Origin of the sequence: Croceitalea vernalis, assembly GCF_031846405.1 — a bacterium.
Classification (GTDB): Bacteria; Bacteroidota; Bacteroidia; order Flavobacteriales; family Flavobacteriaceae; genus Croceitalea; species Croceitalea vernalis.
Genome location: NZ_JAVRHU010000001.1, coordinates 832,287 through 848,803, shown reverse-complemented (window position 1 = coordinate 848,803; position 16,517 = coordinate 832,287). Strand labels below are relative to the sequence as shown.

Genomic DNA, 16,517 nt, shown 5'->3' with positions numbered 1-16,517 from the left:
AGCTTAACCTAAACCAACATCTAAAGTCATCATCACAATAAAACCCCCAATAAAGCCCATTACGGCTACGTCAGAATGCTTGTCTTGCTGCGTTTCAGGTATCACCTCTTCCACTACCACAAAAATCATTGCTCCTGCTGCAAAAGCCAGCGCATAGGGTAAAATAGGCTGAAAAGTAATTACCGCCCAAGCACCAATAACAGCAGCAATAGGTTCTACCAAAGCAGAAGCTTGACCATACATAAAACTCTTTCTTCTGCTAAGTCCTTGTCTACGCAAAGGCATAGAAACCGCAAAACCTTCAGGAAAATTTTGTAAACCAATTCCCAAAGCCAAAGCTACTGCTCCACCAATAGTTGCACCATCAAAACCAGCAGCAACACCACCAAAAAGAACACCTACTGCGAGACCTTCCGGAATGTTATGTAAGGTAATTGCTAAAGTTAATAGGGTGGTTTTATGCCATGGGGTTTTGACGCCTTCAGCTTCACTCTCTTTAAAATTAAGGTGTAAATGTGGGAGCACCTTGTCGAGTCCAAAAAGAAAGAAGGCTCCCAACAAAAAGCCTACTGCTGCCGGAATCACTTTTACAAAACCTTCACCAGGGCTCATCTCAATACCCGGAGCTAAAAGACTCCAAAAACTTGCTGCTACCATTACTCCACCAGTAAAACCGAGCATGGCATCCATAACCGCTCTATTCGGGTTTTTAAAGAAAAACACCAATCCTGCCCCAGCAGCTGTTAATCCCCAGGTAAAAAGTGTGGCGTAAAAAGCCGCTAAAATAGGGTCAATAGATTCAAAATATGTAATTACTTGTTCCATTACTATTCTAATTTAACATAGAGGTTAGTGGCAATCTGATTTGATATTTGCAGCTCACGAGCTCCAATTTTAATCAGAAGTGAGTCATCAAAAGCCTCTTTATCTACTACTATTATTTCATTGCCTAAAGCAATGTGGTTTTTATCTAAAAATTTTAAGAAGGCCGCAGAGGTATCTTTAACCCCTACACAAATACCCTGAGCTCCAATATTAAGCTCACTTAACAACTGTTTATCACGCTCTGAAAACTCACCGCTTTTTGTGGGTATAGGATCACCATGTGGGTCATATTTCGGAAAATCAAGCAACTCATCTAGCTGATCAATCAGCTTTTCACTTTTAATATGCTCCAATTGTTCGGCAACCTCGTGCACTTCATCCCAGGTAAAATCTAATTTTTTTACCAAAAAAACTTCCCATAAGCGGTGCTTACGAATAATACTCAAAGCTGTTTTTGTACCTAGTGTCGTCAAAGAAACCCCCTGATACCGCACATAGTTCAATAACTTTTTATCCGCGAGTTTCTTAGCCATATCCGTAACTGATGATGGCTTGGTATCCATTTCGGCAGCAATAGCATTGGTAGAAATGAGTTTAGAATCATTTCCGCCCAAATGAAAAATGGTTTTGATATAGTTTTCTTCTGCTCTTGTCAAAAAAATTGATTTTTCCAAAAATACATTTTTATTTGTAAAAACAAATTTTTAGATTTGTCTAAATATTAATTTATAGTATTCAAAATTTTGAAACAAGCGCTACTTATTTTAAGTCTTTTTACTTTAGTTCTTGGTTGGAGCCAAGAAGGTGCTGTCACAGGAACTCTGACCGATGGTGAATTACCCGTGCCCTATGCCAACATCTTTTTAAAGAATACCAAAACAGGCACGGCTACTGACGAAAATGGAAACTATAAAATTTCGAATTTAGCCCCAGGAGAATATGTATTAATTGCTTCTGCCATTGGTTACGAAACCAAAAGGACTTCCTTTTTATTAGGCAAAGAAGAAATTACTTTGAATATTACATTAAAAGCTTCTGCAGAGACCTTAGATGAAATGGTGGTTACTGGTACTTTAAAAGCGGTTAGCCGACTAGAAAGTGCGGTACCTGTTGAGGTCTACTCCCCTACTTTTTTAAAAAAGAACCCAACCCCAAGTATTTTTGAAGCTTTACAAAATGTGAATGGTGTACGCCCACAGATTAATTGTAATATTTGTAATACCGGTGATATTCATATTAACGGTTTAGAAGGCCCTTACACTTTAGTTTTAATTGATGGTATGCCTATCGTTAGTGGTTTAGGCACCGTTTATGGCCTTTCAGGAATACCCAATTCATTAATTGATCAAATTGAAATTGTAAAAGGGCCTGCCTCTACCCTGTATGGTAGTGAGGCAGTTGGTGGTTTGATTAATATCATTACCAAAAGCACTTTAGAAGCTCCTAAACTATTTGCTGATGCTTTTGCAACCGGTTGGGGCGAGTACAATCTTGATATTGGCGCGAAAGCATCGTTAGGTAAAAAGACTGATATGTTACTTGGCGTCAACTATTTTAAATACGACCAGCTGATTGACAATAACGGTGATAATTTTACCGATCTCACTTTACAAGACCGAATATCAATCTTTCAAAAATGGAATTTTAAACGAGAGAATTCAAAGCTTTTTACACTGGCGGGACGATTTTTCTACGAAGACCGCTGGGGCGGCGAACTGCAATGGACTCCAGAATTTAGAGGTGGTGATGAAATTTATGGCGAAAGTATTTACACTCGTAGGTGGGAAGTTTTAGGGCAATATGAGTTGCCTTTTAAAGAAAAAATGCTATTGTCATTTTCTTACAATGACCATAGTCAAAATTCAGTGTATGGCAATACGCCCTATTTAGCCGACCAACGCATTGGTTTTGGACAATTAACCTGGGATAAAAGGCTTGGCAATCACGACTTACTTTTTGGTAGTGCAGTACGTTATAATTATTATGATGATGATACTGCCGCTACTTTTGACTTAAGGGGTAACCAGGCTGATGAAGTCATCATACCCAGTCTGTTTGTTCAAGATGAATACAAGTTCAATAAAAAACATTCAATCTTAGCAGGTTTGCGGTATGACTACGATAGCCGCCATGGGAATATATTTACCCCAAGAGGAGCTTACCGATGGAAAGCCAGTGACAATGATATTTTTAGAGTGAATTTTGGCACGGGGTTTCGGGTTGTCAATTTGTTTACTGAAGATCACGCTGCCTTAACAGGCTCTCGAGATGTTGTGATTATTGAAGAATTGAATCCTGAACGCTCAACTAATATTAATCTTAATTACTTAAAGAAAATATACGCTGACAATGGCACTTTTGTAAGTATTGATGCCTCTGCTTTTTATACCAATTTCTCTAATCAAATTTTACCAGATTACGACACCAACCCCAATCAGATAATTTATGATAATCTAGAGGGCAAATCAGTATCTAAAGGCCTATCAGGAAATCTAGAAACAGTATTTTCTAATGGTTTGCGTTTCCTAATTGGGGCAACTTACCAAGATGTGAGTCAAACAGAAAATGGTATTCGTTCAAGACAAATACTTACGGAGCGCTTTACAAGTACATGGAATGTATCGTACACCATTCGTTCGCTTGATTTAAGTATTGATTATACTGGTAATTTATATGGCCCAATGCGTTTACCCCTAATTAGTGATTTAGACCCTAGAAGTGAATTCTCGCCTACTTGGAGCATTCAAAATATTCAATTTACTTATAAAAGGCTTCCCAACTTTGAGTTTTATGGCGGAATTAAAAATTTGTTAGACTGGACTCCAAACCGAGGTAATCCCTTTATTATAGCCAGAGCTAACGACCCATTTGATACTAATGTACAGTTTAATGGTAGTGGAAATGTTATAACTACCTCCGACAATCCTTTTGCATTAACTTTTGACCCCAGCTATGTGTATGGTCCCAACCAAGGGATTCGTGGTTTTGTTGGCATGCGCTATACCGTTTTTTAATGTTGACGCATTAAATTGGTTAGAAGCTTAATTTCAAGTGTTTTCTGTTAAATTAGTACATTTAGGTAAGATGAATTCTTACGGAATATTATTATTGGCCTTTTTGCTTTTCTATACACCTTTAAGGTCCCAAGAAACCGAAAAGAATAAAGCAAAAACTATTGAGCTTGGGCTATCTTATTTTTCAGAATCTTTTTCTAACCTAAAAGGCGGGGCTCAAACAGGCACAAACTACAAAGGTTACCTTGATTTTTCTGGAGAATTTGATTTGGAAAAGTTGGTCGGGTTTAAAAGAACTTCAATCTTTTTTAATACCATACATGTACATGGCCAAAGTATTTCCGATTTAATTGGCGACGATTTATTATCCTCAAATATTGAGGCGCTCGCTGGTTTTAGGATGCAAAATCTTTATTTGCAACATCAATCTAAAAACGAAAAATTGGTTCTTAGGTTTGGAAAGCAAGCAATAGATGATGAGTTTTTGACCACTGATATTAGCAATCTATTTGTTCATGGTGTGGCAGCTTATCCCTTTACCTTAAGTAATAATTATCCGCAATGGCCCGTAGCCGCAATGTCTGTCTTTGCCTCTTATCAACTAAACGGTTTATGGAAAGTAAGAACAGGAATTTATCAAGCAGGACCTGAAATAATTGATGAAATTATTAATTCTACAGGACTAGACTTTAGTCTTACGCCTACCGGTTATCTATTTATTGCAGAAGGTAATTATGCAAAAAACAACCATTTTTTAAGATTTGGGGTCATGCATGATACCAACTCCTATTTCTCTAATACTGGAGAAGAGAAAAACGGTCTTACTTCCTTATATTTTTCATTAGACACCAAATTGTTTAAAAATCCAAATGCCACAGAAAAAGGAATGTTTCTTTTTGCTTCTGCCAGTACTGCAACCAATTGGAGCTATGCGCAATTTGATTATGATTTACGAGGTGGCATTAGTTGGCGTCACTTTGTAAAAAAACAAAATGGGGAATTGGGTTTGGGCTATTTTTACCCTCATTTGGGCGAAGGAGCTCAACCTGGGGCGCAACAATCTCTTAAAACCGAGCAGTTTTTAGAACTCACCTACTTGGTAACACTTAAAGAATGGTGGCAATTGCAAGTAAGTCTGCAACAAATTATTAATCCTGGCGGAGCAAGTTTATCCAACTTACCAGATGCTTCTGTACTAGGTTTAAGAACCTATTTTACATTATAATTGGCTCTAACGACTGCACTTAACAGATCAATATTGTAAGCTAACTAAGACAATCTCTCAGTTAACAATTAATTATTCAAAAAAATATATATTAGAGGAGGTAATACTCATGAAAAAGTTACTTCTTTTAATGCTATTTGCTCTAGTGCAATTAGGCTACGCTCAACGCGAGGCTAATGTATGGCATTTTGGTGCCATATCGGGACTAGACAAATCCTTGGAATACTTGCAGTATTTTGTGAACGGAAATCATACATTGATTAAGAAATTATTTGAAAAATAACGGTGTACAACAATGGATATAATTTTTGGCTACAATTCGTTAGCTTCAAACCTAGATATAATTAACGGCTGGATTCGCTACAGCTGGAAATCATAGCTTAATCGTTAGCAAAAAGCTGAAAAAATTTATTATGACAATTAAAAATTTAATAAGTTTCACATTTTTAGGTCTTCTGTTTGCAGCAGGTTGTAAAAAAGACAAAAATAATGGAGCTGAAAAAATCGTAAATGAAGGAATAAATATTGAGCAAGAGAAAGAAGCCATTTTGGAAACATTAAATAATGAAACTATGGCGGCTTTTCAGCGGGATTATAAAGCTTGGACTAAAAATTGGGTTCAAGACCCTAGCATAACGAAAACTTATATCGATTTTCCTGAAAATACTTTTACCGAATCAATTGGCTGGAACGAAATAAGCCAATTCGTAAAAACCTTTATTGAAGAACATCCTGAACCTGAACCAATGCCAAAACTATTAAACGAAATTAATGTTCGTCTCTATGGTAATGGAGCTTGGGTTACTTATGAACAACAAGATTCATTGCGTGGCTTAAAACGCGAGACTAGACTCATGGAGAAAGTTGATGGAGAATGGAAAATTGCGGGTATGCAAACCACTATTTATGGCTTTGTCCAAAATCAATAAAAAAACCTACAATTTAACCTTAGTTACTTAACAAAAAGAATAATTCCTATTTTTAACATGTATCGATTTCAAAACTTGAATCATGAGCTTTTACCATATCGCTGATTAAAAAACTTATACTAATGATAAAAAAAATATTGCCTTTAATATTTATAATAACCTTTTTAACTTCTTGCAAGGAGCCTGAAAAAATGAGTCAGGCAACAGTGTATTACAATGGTGATATTATTACTATGGTTGGCGAAAGCCCAAATTACGTTGAAGCAATTGTCGAAAAAGAAGGGAATATTATCTTTACCGGTTCGAGTGATGAAGCAATGACAATCGAAGGTAAAGATCACCAAATGATAAACCTAGAAGGAAAAACGCTGGTGCCTGGTTTTATAGATGGTCATTGTCATTTTGCAAATTATGGAGCGCAGGCTATTGGTGCACTTTTATTGGCCTCACCTGATGCCAATGTTGACGACATTGATATGCTAATCTCCGTTTTAGAAGAATGGAACACTCCTGAGAATAGAGCTCTTACGGGTTGGATATTTGGTACCGGTTTTGATGATTCGGTCTTGAAAGAAAAACGATTTCCCACTAAACATGATTTAGATAAAGTAAGTACAGAATTTCCGGTAATGATAATGCACATTTCTGGCCATTTTGTTGTGGTCAATTCAAAAGGATTAGAGCTATTAGGTATAGATGATAAAAGCCCAGATCCCAAAGGCGGTATTATTAGACGTGAAAAAAACTCTACGGAACCAAATGGAGTTTTAGAAGAATTAGCTGCAATACCATATATGATGCAAGCTTTAGCACCTAAATCACAAGAAGCTATAACCAAGTTTTTCGAAGCCGGTCAAGAAATGGCTTTATCATACGGCTATACCACTGCACAAGAAGGAAGGGCTATGCAAAATCATGAAATGCTCGCTGCTATGGCAGAAAATAATAAATTTAAAATAGATGTAGTTAGCTACATAGATTATATGTTCGTCGATGACTATATGGACGGTAAATGGAATAGTAAAAATTACACGAATAAATATAGAATAGGTGGTATGAAAGTTACCTTGGATGGTTCGCCACAAGGCAGAACTGCCTGGAGAACAGAACCTTATTTGATTCCGCCAGAGGGAATGCCTCACGATTACAGTGGGTATCCCGCCATTCCGAATGATAGCGTTCTAACATCAATATTTGAAAAGGGGTTCAAAAATAATTGGCAAATTTTATCCCATACCAATGGTGATGCGGCAGTTGACCAACTTATAAGAACTATGAAACCTTTAAAAGAAAAGTATGGCAACGATGATAGGCGTGACGTAATTATTCATGGGCAATATATCCGTGACGACCAACTAGATGAAGCTAAAGAAATGAAAATGATTGCATCTCTATTTCCATTACACACCTTTTATTGGGGAGATTGGCATACGCAGTTAATAGGTGATTCGTTAGTTCAAAATATAAGCCCTGTGAAATCTGCTCTAAATAAAGGTATGGATATTACTATTCATACAGATGCACCAGTTGCTTTACCTAATCTTATGCGTGTTTTATGGACCGCTGTGGAGCGAACTTCTCGTTCGGGTAAAGTCATTGGTCCTGAAGAAAGATTAACACCTTATGAAGCATTACAAGCGATAACCATATGGTCTGCTTACCAACATTATGAGGAAGATAAAAAAGGAAGTCTAGCAAATGGAAAATTAGCCGACTTAGTTATTTTAAATAAAAACCCATTAAAAGTTGAGCCAGAAAACATTAAAGATATTGAAGTATTAAAAACCATAAAAGAAGGTAAAATTATTTTTGAAAAATGACTAGTATCAACGCGGGTTTCAAGTATAACCTTTAGCTATTTAAGCTCATAAAAAATTCCATCATTAGTAAAAACATAAAGAATAACCTCTTAAAGTATTATATAATGAAATACTCCGTTTTAACACTGTTTATAGTAAGCTCATTATCCGTGTTTGCGCAAAATTCTGAATATAAAGTTTCATCATATTTTACGGCTGGTAACAAGGCGCCAAATACCCATTATATTGGAGAGGCTTGGTTAAATGCCATTTTACATGATGATACTGAATTAGGTTATAACATAACTAAAGCAACGTTTAAAGCGAACTCGACATTAGATTGGCATAAACATAGTTCTGCACAAGTCTTAATCATTGTTGATGGAGAAGCTTATTATCAAGAAAAAGGAAAAGAACCCGTTATTCTCAAAACAGGCGATGTCATTAAATGCGAAAAAGATATTGAACATTGGCACTCCTCGACCAAGTTTAATGATGTAACCTATTTGGCGTTATACGGCGGTGGACAACCAACAACATGGACCGAAGTTGTAACACAAGAATATTATGATAGGGTTGCTGAAAATACAAAAACTCATTGATGGTAGATTAAGTTTTAAGAAGCTAGAATTTGAATTCACTTTAGTGTACAAGGGTTGTCGTAAAAAATTGCAGTGAAATTTCATAACTTTATAAAAAGGTTTGTGCTTGGGATGAAAAGTCTTTTGATACTTATCTCATCAGTCATATACCAGACCATTAGCTCTAATTTTAAATCGACAAAAAATGAAGGTTACAGCTGAAAAAAATGAAAAAGTTGCCAATATGATTTTTTCATCTATTTATCCCCTCTACTGGAATAAATTGGAAAAAAAAGGCAGAACAAGAGAAGAGTTTCATCAAGTATTAAAATGGTTCACTGGTTTTGATGAGGCCAAAATACAAGCACTTATTAAGGAAAAAGTAACATTTAGAACGTTTTTTGAACAGGCAAAAATTCATCCGAATGCTCACATGATTAAAGGGGTTGTATGTGGTTATAGAATTGAAGAAATAGAAGATGAATTTCAAGTTTACAAAGAATGTAGGCGTATGGAAAAGCTAATTGATGAACTCGCAAAAGGTCGTAAAATGGAAAAGATTTTACGAGTTGAAAAGAAATAGAAATATCATCTATGAGAATTTATTTTTTGTTTGCTTTGATATTATTTTTTTCATGCAAAAAAGAACAAGAAAATGAAGACCCAAGCCCAATAAATCTTTCCGGTGATTTTGCCCTCTGTAATTCACAATTAAGCGCATGTATTAACGGGAATGGAAATTACTGCCTATTCGGATTTAAATGGGGAGCAGACGGTTCTTTTTCGCAATCAGGATATGACGCCCAAGGACCTGCCTCGAGTGGCGGAGTGGTAACTTATAGTTTTCAAGAAGAAAATGGCCTTATTAATACCCATCGTCAAATAGATTTGCCAAGTAACTCTTTTAATGACATTTTATCGTGTGCAAAAACAGAAATACGAAATGCTCTTGGATCTTGGGCCAAAATTGCTGCTATTGAATTTGAAGAACTACCTGAGAATAGTATTGCCGATATTCGTTTTTATACTGCAGACATTATTCAAGGTGGGATAGGTTACCCTAACTATCCTGACAATTTATGTGGTAATCTTTCTGGAAACGTAATTATTCAATCAGATTTAGGAATCAACGATTGTAATTCATTTTACATTTTTGCTTTACATGAGATTGGCCATGTTTTAGGATTAGGGCATGTCGGTACCGAAAATGTTATGAATCCTGATTTCTCTAATTTTAATTTTCAAGACCTACAGACAGGTGACACTATGGGTATCATTGAAATCTATGGAGAAAAATAACCTACTGAAACGATTTAATTGATAAGTTTCATAAGAGTAAAAAGAAAATCAAACAGCCACTTAAAATATTATTTATTGGTGCATCAATAGGCTCCTTGTAATTTGTCCTATGGATTTTGGTAAAGGGATAGCTGTAGTTGTCGTTCAATTTATCAATATAACTGATTTTGAGGCATATGATTGGAACTTATCTAAGATTTCTATTGACCGTATTGTGAAAATATTGAAATAAAAAAGCTCTTAACAATCTTTGCAATAATTTGTAGCAGAGCGATTTGTGCGGTGATAAAGAAATCACAATAGAAACCAAACTTGAGCTCTTTTTGCTAACTTTAAAAAGAAGCTGCTAAATCACAGCTTAAAAAGTAGGGATCATTTATTCAAATTCATCAAAAAACAGCAACATGAAAAACAAAACTTTAATTGCTACGGCGACTGTATTCGTATCACTATTTACTTCAAAAGCTCAAAACAATCTTGACCTAAGTACCGATAATTTGATGGTCGTAAATAGAGATATTGGAGCATCGGAGGAGAACATAAAAAGTACACTTACCTTAACTAATAAAATGGGTGACGGAATGGCTATTCTTAAAAATGAAAGCTTTGTAACAGGTGCTATAGACTTAGATATTAAAGGAGAGAATAATCCGGGGAAAAGCTTTGTTGGAGTGGCCTTTAATATTCAAAATGACTCTACCTATGAAGCCATATATTTTAGACCTTTTAATTTTAAATCTGACGAATTAATTAGAAGAGAACATTCCCTTCAATACATAAGTCATCCAAAAAATACATGGAGATATTTAAGAACTAACCACGAGGGAATTTACGAAGCAGAATATGCAAATGCTCCGTCACCTGATGATTGGTTTAGCATTATCATAAAAATTACCGAAGACCAAGTTTATGTATATGACAAAAAAACAAATACGGAATTATTACATGTGAACAGATTGGAAAAACAAGTTTCAGACAAAATTGGACTTTGGTCTGGCTTCAATTCGAAAGGAGCTTATAGAAACGTCAAACTATTAGAATAAGTATATGATAACAACAACATTTTTGACCTTTGTAGGCGATCAATGTGGTAAGGCTGAAGAAGCCATAAACTTCTATACCGCCATCTTTCCAAATTCAGAAATAAAAAGCATTACTAAATACGCAGATGGCGAACCTGGAGGTACCCCCGAATTGATTAAATATGGTGTGTTTTCCTTAAACGGAAGTGAATATATGGTTTCTGAGAGTAATTATAATCATGCATGGTCCTTTACACCCGCTGTTTCAATTTTAATAAGCGACAATGCTAACGATTTGATTCAATCACTTTATGATAAAATTTCTTCAAATGATGGGCTAGTCATGGTACCACTAGAAAACTATAAAGGTGAAGGAGACTATGGTTTTGGTGAAAAATTTGGATGGTGTCAAGATAAATTTGGTGTGTCTTGGCAATTTTTACTTACTGAATAATATATAAGTATTATCAGCACTGGAAATTAAAGAACTTTCAATTTCAAATAATTCAAATCGTTCCGTTTTGAACCATCATACCACAGGACTGCAAATAGCAATTAAGAATGCTTAAAGTCTTGAGCTAGGACAAACTAAAAAGTATCACATATTCGAAAATTTGTATATCATCTATAGACCTCAACAAATCTACCTTTGTCTTATTCTTTGAAACATTAAATAAGAACTAATGAAGACAACTCAATTTGGCAAAAAAGGATGGACGCCTGAAAGAATTAGTGATTTAAATGAAAAGACTTTTGTTATTACTGGTACTACAAGTGGTACAGGCTTTGAGGCCACAAGAATATTACTGTCAAAAGGGGCAAAAGTTGTTATGCTCAATCGTAACCCGGAAAAATCGGCAAACACCATTACCGCTTTAAAACAAGAACTTGGTGCTAATATTAACATAACGAATATTCGAATGGATTTGGCTGAACTGGCTTCAGTAAAAAAAGCAGCTGAAGAGGTGCTTAAAACTGTTCCTCAAATTGACGCCCTAATTTGTAATGCGGCTATTGCACAAGTGCCGAAACAAACATTTACTGTTGATGGTTTTGAAAGTCAATTAGGAGTTAACCATTACGGTAATTTTTTACTTCAGGGAGTACTTTACCCACGAATTGAGGCATCAAAAGGGCGTATAGTGACCGTAGGAAGTATGGGTTATAATCTTGGGATTAAAACCATACAATTCGATGATATGAATTGGGATACTAACTATAGCCCCAATGGTGTTTACAGCCAAAGTAAATTAGCGCAGATAATGTGTGTGTACGAGCTACAGGACCGTTTGAAAAAAATGGGTAAGCACAATGTCAAGGTCTACGCTTGTCATCCAGGTGCATCGAGAACATCTTTAATTAAAACTAGTGGTGGCTTAATGACGCGTTTTGTTTGGCAACTCATGAAATTATCGCCTCTGGTTCAATCGGCTGAAAAAGGCGCTTATCCTGAATTGATGTGTGCTACAGAATCAAATTTAAATCAAGACGGATTTTATGGCCCTACTGGTCGCGGCTACTTTAAAGGTCCAGTTGGTGAATGTCATTTAGAACCACACGCAAAAGACAAACCAGTCATGGAAAAACTTTGGACCTTGTCTGAAAAGGCAACAAGTTTTAAATGGAATATATAAATTAGCTATATGGAGCACTTTAAAACCTTATCAGCGTATTTAAAATACCTTGAATTGCCTCCACCAGAGCATCCAATGTTAAGTGTTTTTGCTGAATGGGGTGATGGTTTTCTCCCCTGCCCTAAAGAAAGTTCACCTCCAATTACCAACGATTGTTATTCTATTAGTTTGAAAAAAGTGGTCAAAGGTGAGATAAACTATGGAAGAACAAAATATGACTTCACCAATGGTGCTTTAATTTTTCTTGCTCCAAGACAAGTTTTACAATGGGACAATAGTGTTGTTTTTGAACAGAAAGGATTTTCTATCAACTTTCATGAAGATTTTTTAAAGGGAACCGAACTAGCACAACAAATCAAAAAATATGGCTTCTTTTCATATTCAGTTAATGAAGCCCTGCATTTATCGCCCAAAGAGGAACAGCAGATGGAAACCATTGTCGCTAGTATTGAGTTAGAATATCAAAATAATCAAGACGAATTCAGTAAAGAAATCATCATCTCACAACTCAATACTTTATTGAAGTATGCGAATCGATTTTATGAAAGACAGTTTTTAAATAGAAAAGAATATTCTAATGATTTACTAGAGCAGTTTAATCGGCAGTTATCCGAATTTTTTGATGCCGACGAGTTTTTGAACTCTGGTATTCCAAGTATCAAAAAAGTAGCCGATAGCCTATCAGTATCTCAGCGTTATTTGAGTGATACCTTAAAAAAAGAAACAGGTAAAACCGCGACAGAGCATTTACAATTGTATCTTATTGATGAGGCTAAGAATAAGCTACTTAAGCCTAACAAAACCATTGCTGAAGTGGCCTATGAATTGGGCTTTGAATATCCACCCTATTTTTCACGGTTATTTAAAAAGAAAGAAGGTATCAGTCCAACCGAATATAGAGAAAAATACAAATTAAATTAGATATGGAAATACTAAAAATAGCGACTGAGTGGGCCAAATCTGAAGTCTTCTCAGCACGATTCTTCATCTTTTTCGCAATTTTATTTTTAATTGCAAGCGTTGGTTTTTGGCAGCTTGGCAAAACCGAAATGGCCAAAGCCTATATCATACCAACATTAGTAGTTGGACTCTTAATTTTAGCAGTGGGAGTTGGTATTTTTTTCACTAATAAATCACGAATTACAAGCTTTGAGGAGGCCTACCAAGAAGACCCCACTGAATTTGTAAAATCAGAGATTATCCGCACTGAAAAGTCAATGGGTGAATACAAAACGATTGTATTTAAAGTAATACCACTGCTAATTGTTGTTGCAGCGCTACTTATTATTTTTGTTGACAAACCTATTTGGAGAGCAACTGCCATTACAACGATTGCTATGATGATAGTAATTTTGTTCGTGGATAGCAATGCCGATACTCGCATTCAGGCTTATCATCAACAATTACAATTAGTACTAAAGCAATGACAAGTTAAATGGAAGAATAAAATAACTTTACCCTTTTAAAAGGTTTGCTTTAATTTTGACTAAAAGATATATGCTCAAAAGACAAATACTATTTATTCTTCTAACGATTGGCATTCTTGGTTGTAATACTCCAAACAAAAAAATGGCATCTAATGATAACTATTCTGACATTATTGTTATTGGAGCTATGAAAGATGTAATGTGGAAAGGAGAATTAAATGGAAGCATATCTATTGATACCATTGCTGATAAAAAGGGGTTATATGGGCTCGGACCCGAAAGCTACTTAACGGGCGAATTGTTAATTAATGATGGTATAAGCTATGTCTCAAGGGTCACCTCTGATTCCACAATGATTGTTGAAAAATCTTATGATTTAAGGGCACCTTTTTTTGTTTATACCAATGTAGACGATTGGTTAGAAATTAACTTGTCTTCTAGTATTAAAACCATTAAAGACATTGAAAAACTGATTAACGAAAAAACATTGGAATTTAAACGACCTTTAGCTTTTAAACTAATAGGAAAAGTTTCAAAAGCTATAATTCATATTCAAAATTTACCACGTAGTACAATCGTTACATCTCCGACAGAAGCACATGAAGGACAAACTAATTATGAATTAAATAATGTGCAAGTTGAAATTATAGGGTTTTTCTCTACCGAACACAAAGGAATTTTTACACATCATGATTCTTATATACATCTTCACCTTATAACAAAAGATGAAAAGAAAATGGGGCATCTTGACGAATTGATAATCGACACTATGAAACTCTATTTGCCAAAAAAGTGAAAACTATTGCTAGTGGTTCAAACGTTTCATAACTTTATTAGCCTAACCTATTTTAAAAGGTGTTTTTAAACGTCAATTTAAAAACATCTTCTAATGAAATTTTTTCTTTTAGCTTTTGCCTAATACTATTTGGTTAAAACAAAATTTTTGCTCAAACTAAGTTCATTCTTGAACCACCTCAAAGTATGTTAATGGCTAGGAAAAAAGGGAACCATAATTCCTTTTGCTGGGGAAGATTTTAATGCCATAGCTATCCTTAAAGGTGAACTAAAAAGATTGATACTCTTCTAAGAACATGAATTGTACTTGATTCCAATTCAAAAAATCAGGTCAAAGCTAAAGTTGACTATGAAAAGATGGACTAATCAATCATACAACTGCATTCGTAAAACATTATGAAAACTAATATTGAAGACAGTACTTGGCGGTAAAATAGTCGCTTCAAAAATCACTTGTTTGGTCGCATAATCCACTTCTACAACTTTTCCAGCGGCTGTACCATTATCTACCGAAGAACCAGGCGTAAATAGTATAGAATTATTATCCGAAACGTAACTTACTTTAGATACTATTCTAGCGTAGGTCTCTTCTCCTCTATCCTTACCATAACTCCATACTTGCTTTATAGTTTTGTTCACTTCATCAATTTCATATTCTACAGCACGGCTATAAGGACCAAAATTGGTGTAATTTCTATTATCGCCATTATCAAAAATCATCAAATTTCCATTGGGCATAAGTATCGGAGAATGTTGGTACCACGACCATTCAAAATCAGGATGATTAGTATTACCTAGTAACACATCTTCATCTGTAATTTCTTGGTTTTGAGCATCTAATGGTGTTAACAAAAATTGAGATAGTTCTATCCCACTCCCTGAAGTATTCCATTCTTTGTGAGGAGCTACAATATAACTGACTTCATTTTCAGCGCTTAATTTTACAATACCTTGAGTACGGCCTGATATTATAATTTCATCGTCGGGGGAACTGTACTCAATCGCATTGGCATGAAACCAATCAAAATTTAAATCGGCCAAATCAGTCGGCCAAGCCCTTCGAGTATTATCAAGTGAATTATTTAAATCCCATGTGTTTGAGAATTCACCTGAACTTCTATCAATTTCAATTATTACATCTTCTACGGTCGCTTTGTTAATATCATTAATTGTTACTAATAAATTACCATTTGGCTTTTCGATAACATGATGATGAAAACCATTGCCCTGTAAACTCCATGTATTTATAAGATTCCCCATCATATCAATTTCATGAATATTACTCGTAAAACCATCACCTGTTAAAAGATTTCCGTTCTGTAATCGGGTCATACCATTATCGTAAAACAAATTGTTCAGCTGTGGATGAGAAATAAAATTCAAATACCAACGAATCTCACCGAACTGATCAAAAATAAAAGGTCGTTGCGGTCTAAAATTTTGATTGAATCCAAAATAGTTCACAAAATTAAACTCTGGTGATGACGATTTAGAAGGCACATCAATATTTATTTGAGGCAGATCAGCTATAAGTGGTGCAGTTTGTATAGTTATTGTTTGAGTTTCTAGGCTCGTGCCGTTAGCGTCAAGTAGGTCTACCTGAAGTTCATTCAAATGATTTGCATAGAGACCTAATATTTCTAAATTAAAAACTGTGTTTTCTTGTTGGAACCTATTACTAATGGTAGAAGCATTCCCGTTTTTGCCTATAACAGAAACCTCCACGAAAACTTCTTCTGAAGTTTTTAAGCCTAAAAGAGCAGTTAAGGGTGCATATCCAGACGGGTTGAGTTGTACGTTAATTTCTTCAATAAGATCTGAGTCTATCTCTGGCCCAGGGTCCATATTGTCAACGATATTATCATCTGAGCAGGCAAGGACAAACATAAATAAGGCTAAAACAACCCAATATCTGCGATTCATAGCGAATTTTTTTACTTTATTAAGTTAATAAAACTATACGTATC

At 35.2% G+C, this 16,517-nt stretch carries 17 protein-coding genes; 14 read left to right on the top strand and 3 right to left on the bottom strand.

Translation table 11 applies throughout. The annotated features are described in order from the left end of the window. Window positions 1–3: 3 nt before the first annotated feature. Entirely contained in the window at window positions 4–825 is an 822-nt protein-coding gene (locus RM520_RS03810) for a ZIP family metal transporter (protein WP_311384380.1), read from the bottom strand. Between the two features lie 2 nt (window positions 826–827). After that, the gene (locus RM520_RS03805; RefSeq protein WP_311387391.1) at window positions 828–1,481 is read right to left on the bottom strand and encodes a metal-dependent transcriptional regulator; all 654 of its coding nucleotides are present in this window, start codon (window positions 1,479–1,481) and stop codon (window positions 828–830) included. A gap of 87 nt (window positions 1,482–1,568) precedes the next feature. On the opposite strand from RM520_RS03805, the gene RM520_RS03800 reads away from it, so the two are divergent. The 14 genes from RM520_RS03800 (at window position 1,569) to RM520_RS03735 (ending at window position 14,551) form a co-directional block, all read left to right on the top strand. After that, window positions 1,569–3,839: a TonB-dependent receptor gene (locus RM520_RS03800; protein ID WP_311387025.1), complete on the top strand. Its 2,271-nt coding sequence runs from the start codon at window positions 1,569–1,571 to the stop codon at window positions 3,837–3,839. A 70-nt stretch (window positions 3,840–3,909) separates the two neighbouring features. Then, window positions 3,910–5,064 (top strand): carbohydrate porin, encoded by a 1,155-nt coding sequence (locus tag RM520_RS03795; RefSeq protein ID WP_311387024.1) that lies wholly within the window; start codon window positions 3,910–3,912, stop codon window positions 5,062–5,064. 109 nt (window positions 5,065–5,173) lie between these two features. Continuing rightward, a complete protein-coding gene (locus RM520_RS03790) occupies window positions 5,174–5,347 on the top strand; it encodes a hypothetical protein (RefSeq protein ID WP_311387023.1) in 174 nt (57 codons plus the stop codon). 130 nt (window positions 5,348–5,477) lie between these two features. After that, window positions 5,478–5,993, top strand: coding sequence for a hypothetical protein (locus RM520_RS03785; protein WP_311387022.1), 516 nt, complete (start codon window positions 5,478–5,480; stop codon window positions 5,991–5,993). A 122-nt stretch (window positions 5,994–6,115) separates the two neighbouring features. Then, window positions 6,116–7,813 carry an amidohydrolase gene (locus RM520_RS03780; RefSeq protein ID WP_311387021.1) on the top strand — a complete coding sequence of 566 codons (1,698 nt, stop codon included), beginning with the start codon at window positions 6,116–6,118 and terminating at the stop codon, window positions 7,811–7,813. Window positions 7,814–7,917: 104 nt separating this feature from the next. Further along, the gene (locus RM520_RS03775; RefSeq protein ID WP_311387020.1) at window positions 7,918–8,394 is read left to right on the top strand and encodes a cupin domain-containing protein; all 477 of its coding nucleotides are present in this window, start codon (window positions 7,918–7,920) and stop codon (window positions 8,392–8,394) included. A gap of 184 nt (window positions 8,395–8,578) precedes the next feature. Next, on the top strand, window positions 8,579–8,956 hold the full coding sequence (locus tag RM520_RS03770; protein ID WP_311387019.1) for a DUF2200 domain-containing protein: 378 nt from the start codon (window positions 8,579–8,581) through the stop codon (window positions 8,954–8,956). 11 nt (window positions 8,957–8,967) lie between these two features. Next, window positions 8,968–9,672: a matrixin family metalloprotease gene (locus RM520_RS03765; RefSeq protein ID WP_311384372.1), complete on the top strand. Its 705-nt coding sequence runs from the start codon at window positions 8,968–8,970 to the stop codon at window positions 9,670–9,672. 404 nt (window positions 9,673–10,076) lie between these two features. Continuing rightward, window positions 10,077–10,715: a hypothetical protein gene (locus RM520_RS03760; RefSeq protein ID WP_311387018.1), complete on the top strand. Its 639-nt coding sequence runs from the start codon at window positions 10,077–10,079 to the stop codon at window positions 10,713–10,715. A 4-nt stretch (window positions 10,716–10,719) separates the two neighbouring features. Next, the gene (locus RM520_RS03755; protein ID WP_311387017.1) at window positions 10,720–11,148 is read left to right on the top strand and encodes a VOC family protein; all 429 of its coding nucleotides are present in this window, start codon (window positions 10,720–10,722) and stop codon (window positions 11,146–11,148) included. A 229-nt stretch (window positions 11,149–11,377) separates the two neighbouring features. Next, the gene (locus RM520_RS03750) at window positions 11,378–12,328 is read left to right on the top strand and encodes an SDR family oxidoreductase (protein WP_311387016.1); all 951 of its coding nucleotides are present in this window, start codon (window positions 11,378–11,380) and stop codon (window positions 12,326–12,328) included. A gap of 9 nt (window positions 12,329–12,337) precedes the next feature. Next, window positions 12,338–13,249: a helix-turn-helix domain-containing protein gene (locus RM520_RS03745; protein WP_311387015.1), complete on the top strand. Its 912-nt coding sequence runs from the start codon at window positions 12,338–12,340 to the stop codon at window positions 13,247–13,249. 2 nt (window positions 13,250–13,251) lie between these two features. Next, complete coding sequence (locus RM520_RS03740; RefSeq protein ID WP_311387014.1) at window positions 13,252–13,755, top strand: hypothetical protein; 504 nt, start codon at window positions 13,252–13,254, stop codon at window positions 13,753–13,755. 70 nt (window positions 13,756–13,825) lie between these two features. Next, entirely contained in the window at window positions 13,826–14,551 is a 726-nt protein-coding gene (locus RM520_RS03735; RefSeq protein ID WP_311387013.1) for an acetolactate decarboxylase, read from the top strand. Between the two features lie 365 nt (window positions 14,552–14,916). Here RM520_RS03735 and RM520_RS03730 read toward each other — a convergent pair whose 3' ends face one another. Beyond that, window positions 14,917–16,473 carry an aryl-sulfate sulfotransferase gene (locus RM520_RS03730; RefSeq protein WP_311387012.1) on the bottom strand — a complete coding sequence of 519 codons (1,557 nt, stop codon included), beginning with the start codon at window positions 16,471–16,473 and terminating at the stop codon, window positions 14,917–14,919. Between the last annotated feature and the right edge of the window lie 44 nt (window positions 16,474–16,517).

What these genes read in the sequence shown, in the direction of transcription:
- RM520_RS03760 (WP_311387018.1), top strand. Translation starts at nt 10,077, where the DNA reads ATGAAAAACAAAACTTTAATTGCTACGGCGACTGTATTCGTATCACTA.
- RM520_RS03730 (WP_311387012.1), bottom strand. Translation starts at nt 16,473, where the DNA reads ATGAATCGCAGATATTGGGTTGTTTTAGCCTTATTTATGTTTGTCCTT.
- RM520_RS03765 (WP_311384372.1), top strand. Translation starts at nt 8,968, where the DNA reads ATGAGAATTTATTTTTTGTTTGCTTTGATATTATTTTTTTCATGCAAA.
- RM520_RS03810 (WP_311384380.1), bottom strand. Translation starts at nt 825, where the DNA reads ATGGAACAAGTAATTACATATTTTGAATCTATTGACCCTATTTTAGCG.
- RM520_RS03755 (WP_311387017.1), top strand. Translation starts at nt 10,720, where the DNA reads ATGATAACAACAACATTTTTGACCTTTGTAGGCGATCAATGTGGTAAG.
- RM520_RS03785 (WP_311387022.1), top strand. Translation starts at nt 5,478, where the DNA reads ATGACAATTAAAAATTTAATAAGTTTCACATTTTTAGGTCTTCTGTTT.
- RM520_RS03775 (WP_311387020.1), top strand. Translation starts at nt 7,918, where the DNA reads ATGAAATACTCCGTTTTAACACTGTTTATAGTAAGCTCATTATCCGTG.
- RM520_RS03735 (WP_311387013.1), top strand. Translation starts at nt 13,826, where the DNA reads ATGCTCAAAAGACAAATACTATTTATTCTTCTAACGATTGGCATTCTT.
- RM520_RS03745 (WP_311387015.1), top strand. Translation starts at nt 12,338, where the DNA reads ATGGAGCACTTTAAAACCTTATCAGCGTATTTAAAATACCTTGAATTG.
- RM520_RS03790 (WP_311387023.1), top strand. Translation starts at nt 5,174, where the DNA reads ATGAAAAAGTTACTTCTTTTAATGCTATTTGCTCTAGTGCAATTAGGC.
- RM520_RS03770 (WP_311387019.1), top strand. Translation starts at nt 8,579, where the DNA reads ATGAAGGTTACAGCTGAAAAAAATGAAAAAGTTGCCAATATGATTTTT.
- RM520_RS03750 (WP_311387016.1), top strand. Translation starts at nt 11,378, where the DNA reads ATGAAGACAACTCAATTTGGCAAAAAAGGATGGACGCCTGAAAGAATT.
- RM520_RS03795 (WP_311387024.1), top strand. Translation starts at nt 3,910, where the DNA reads ATGAATTCTTACGGAATATTATTATTGGCCTTTTTGCTTTTCTATACA.
- RM520_RS03780 (WP_311387021.1), top strand. Translation starts at nt 6,116, where the DNA reads ATGATAAAAAAAATATTGCCTTTAATATTTATAATAACCTTTTTAACT.
- RM520_RS03740 (WP_311387014.1), top strand. Translation starts at nt 13,252, where the DNA reads ATGGAAATACTAAAAATAGCGACTGAGTGGGCCAAATCTGAAGTCTTC.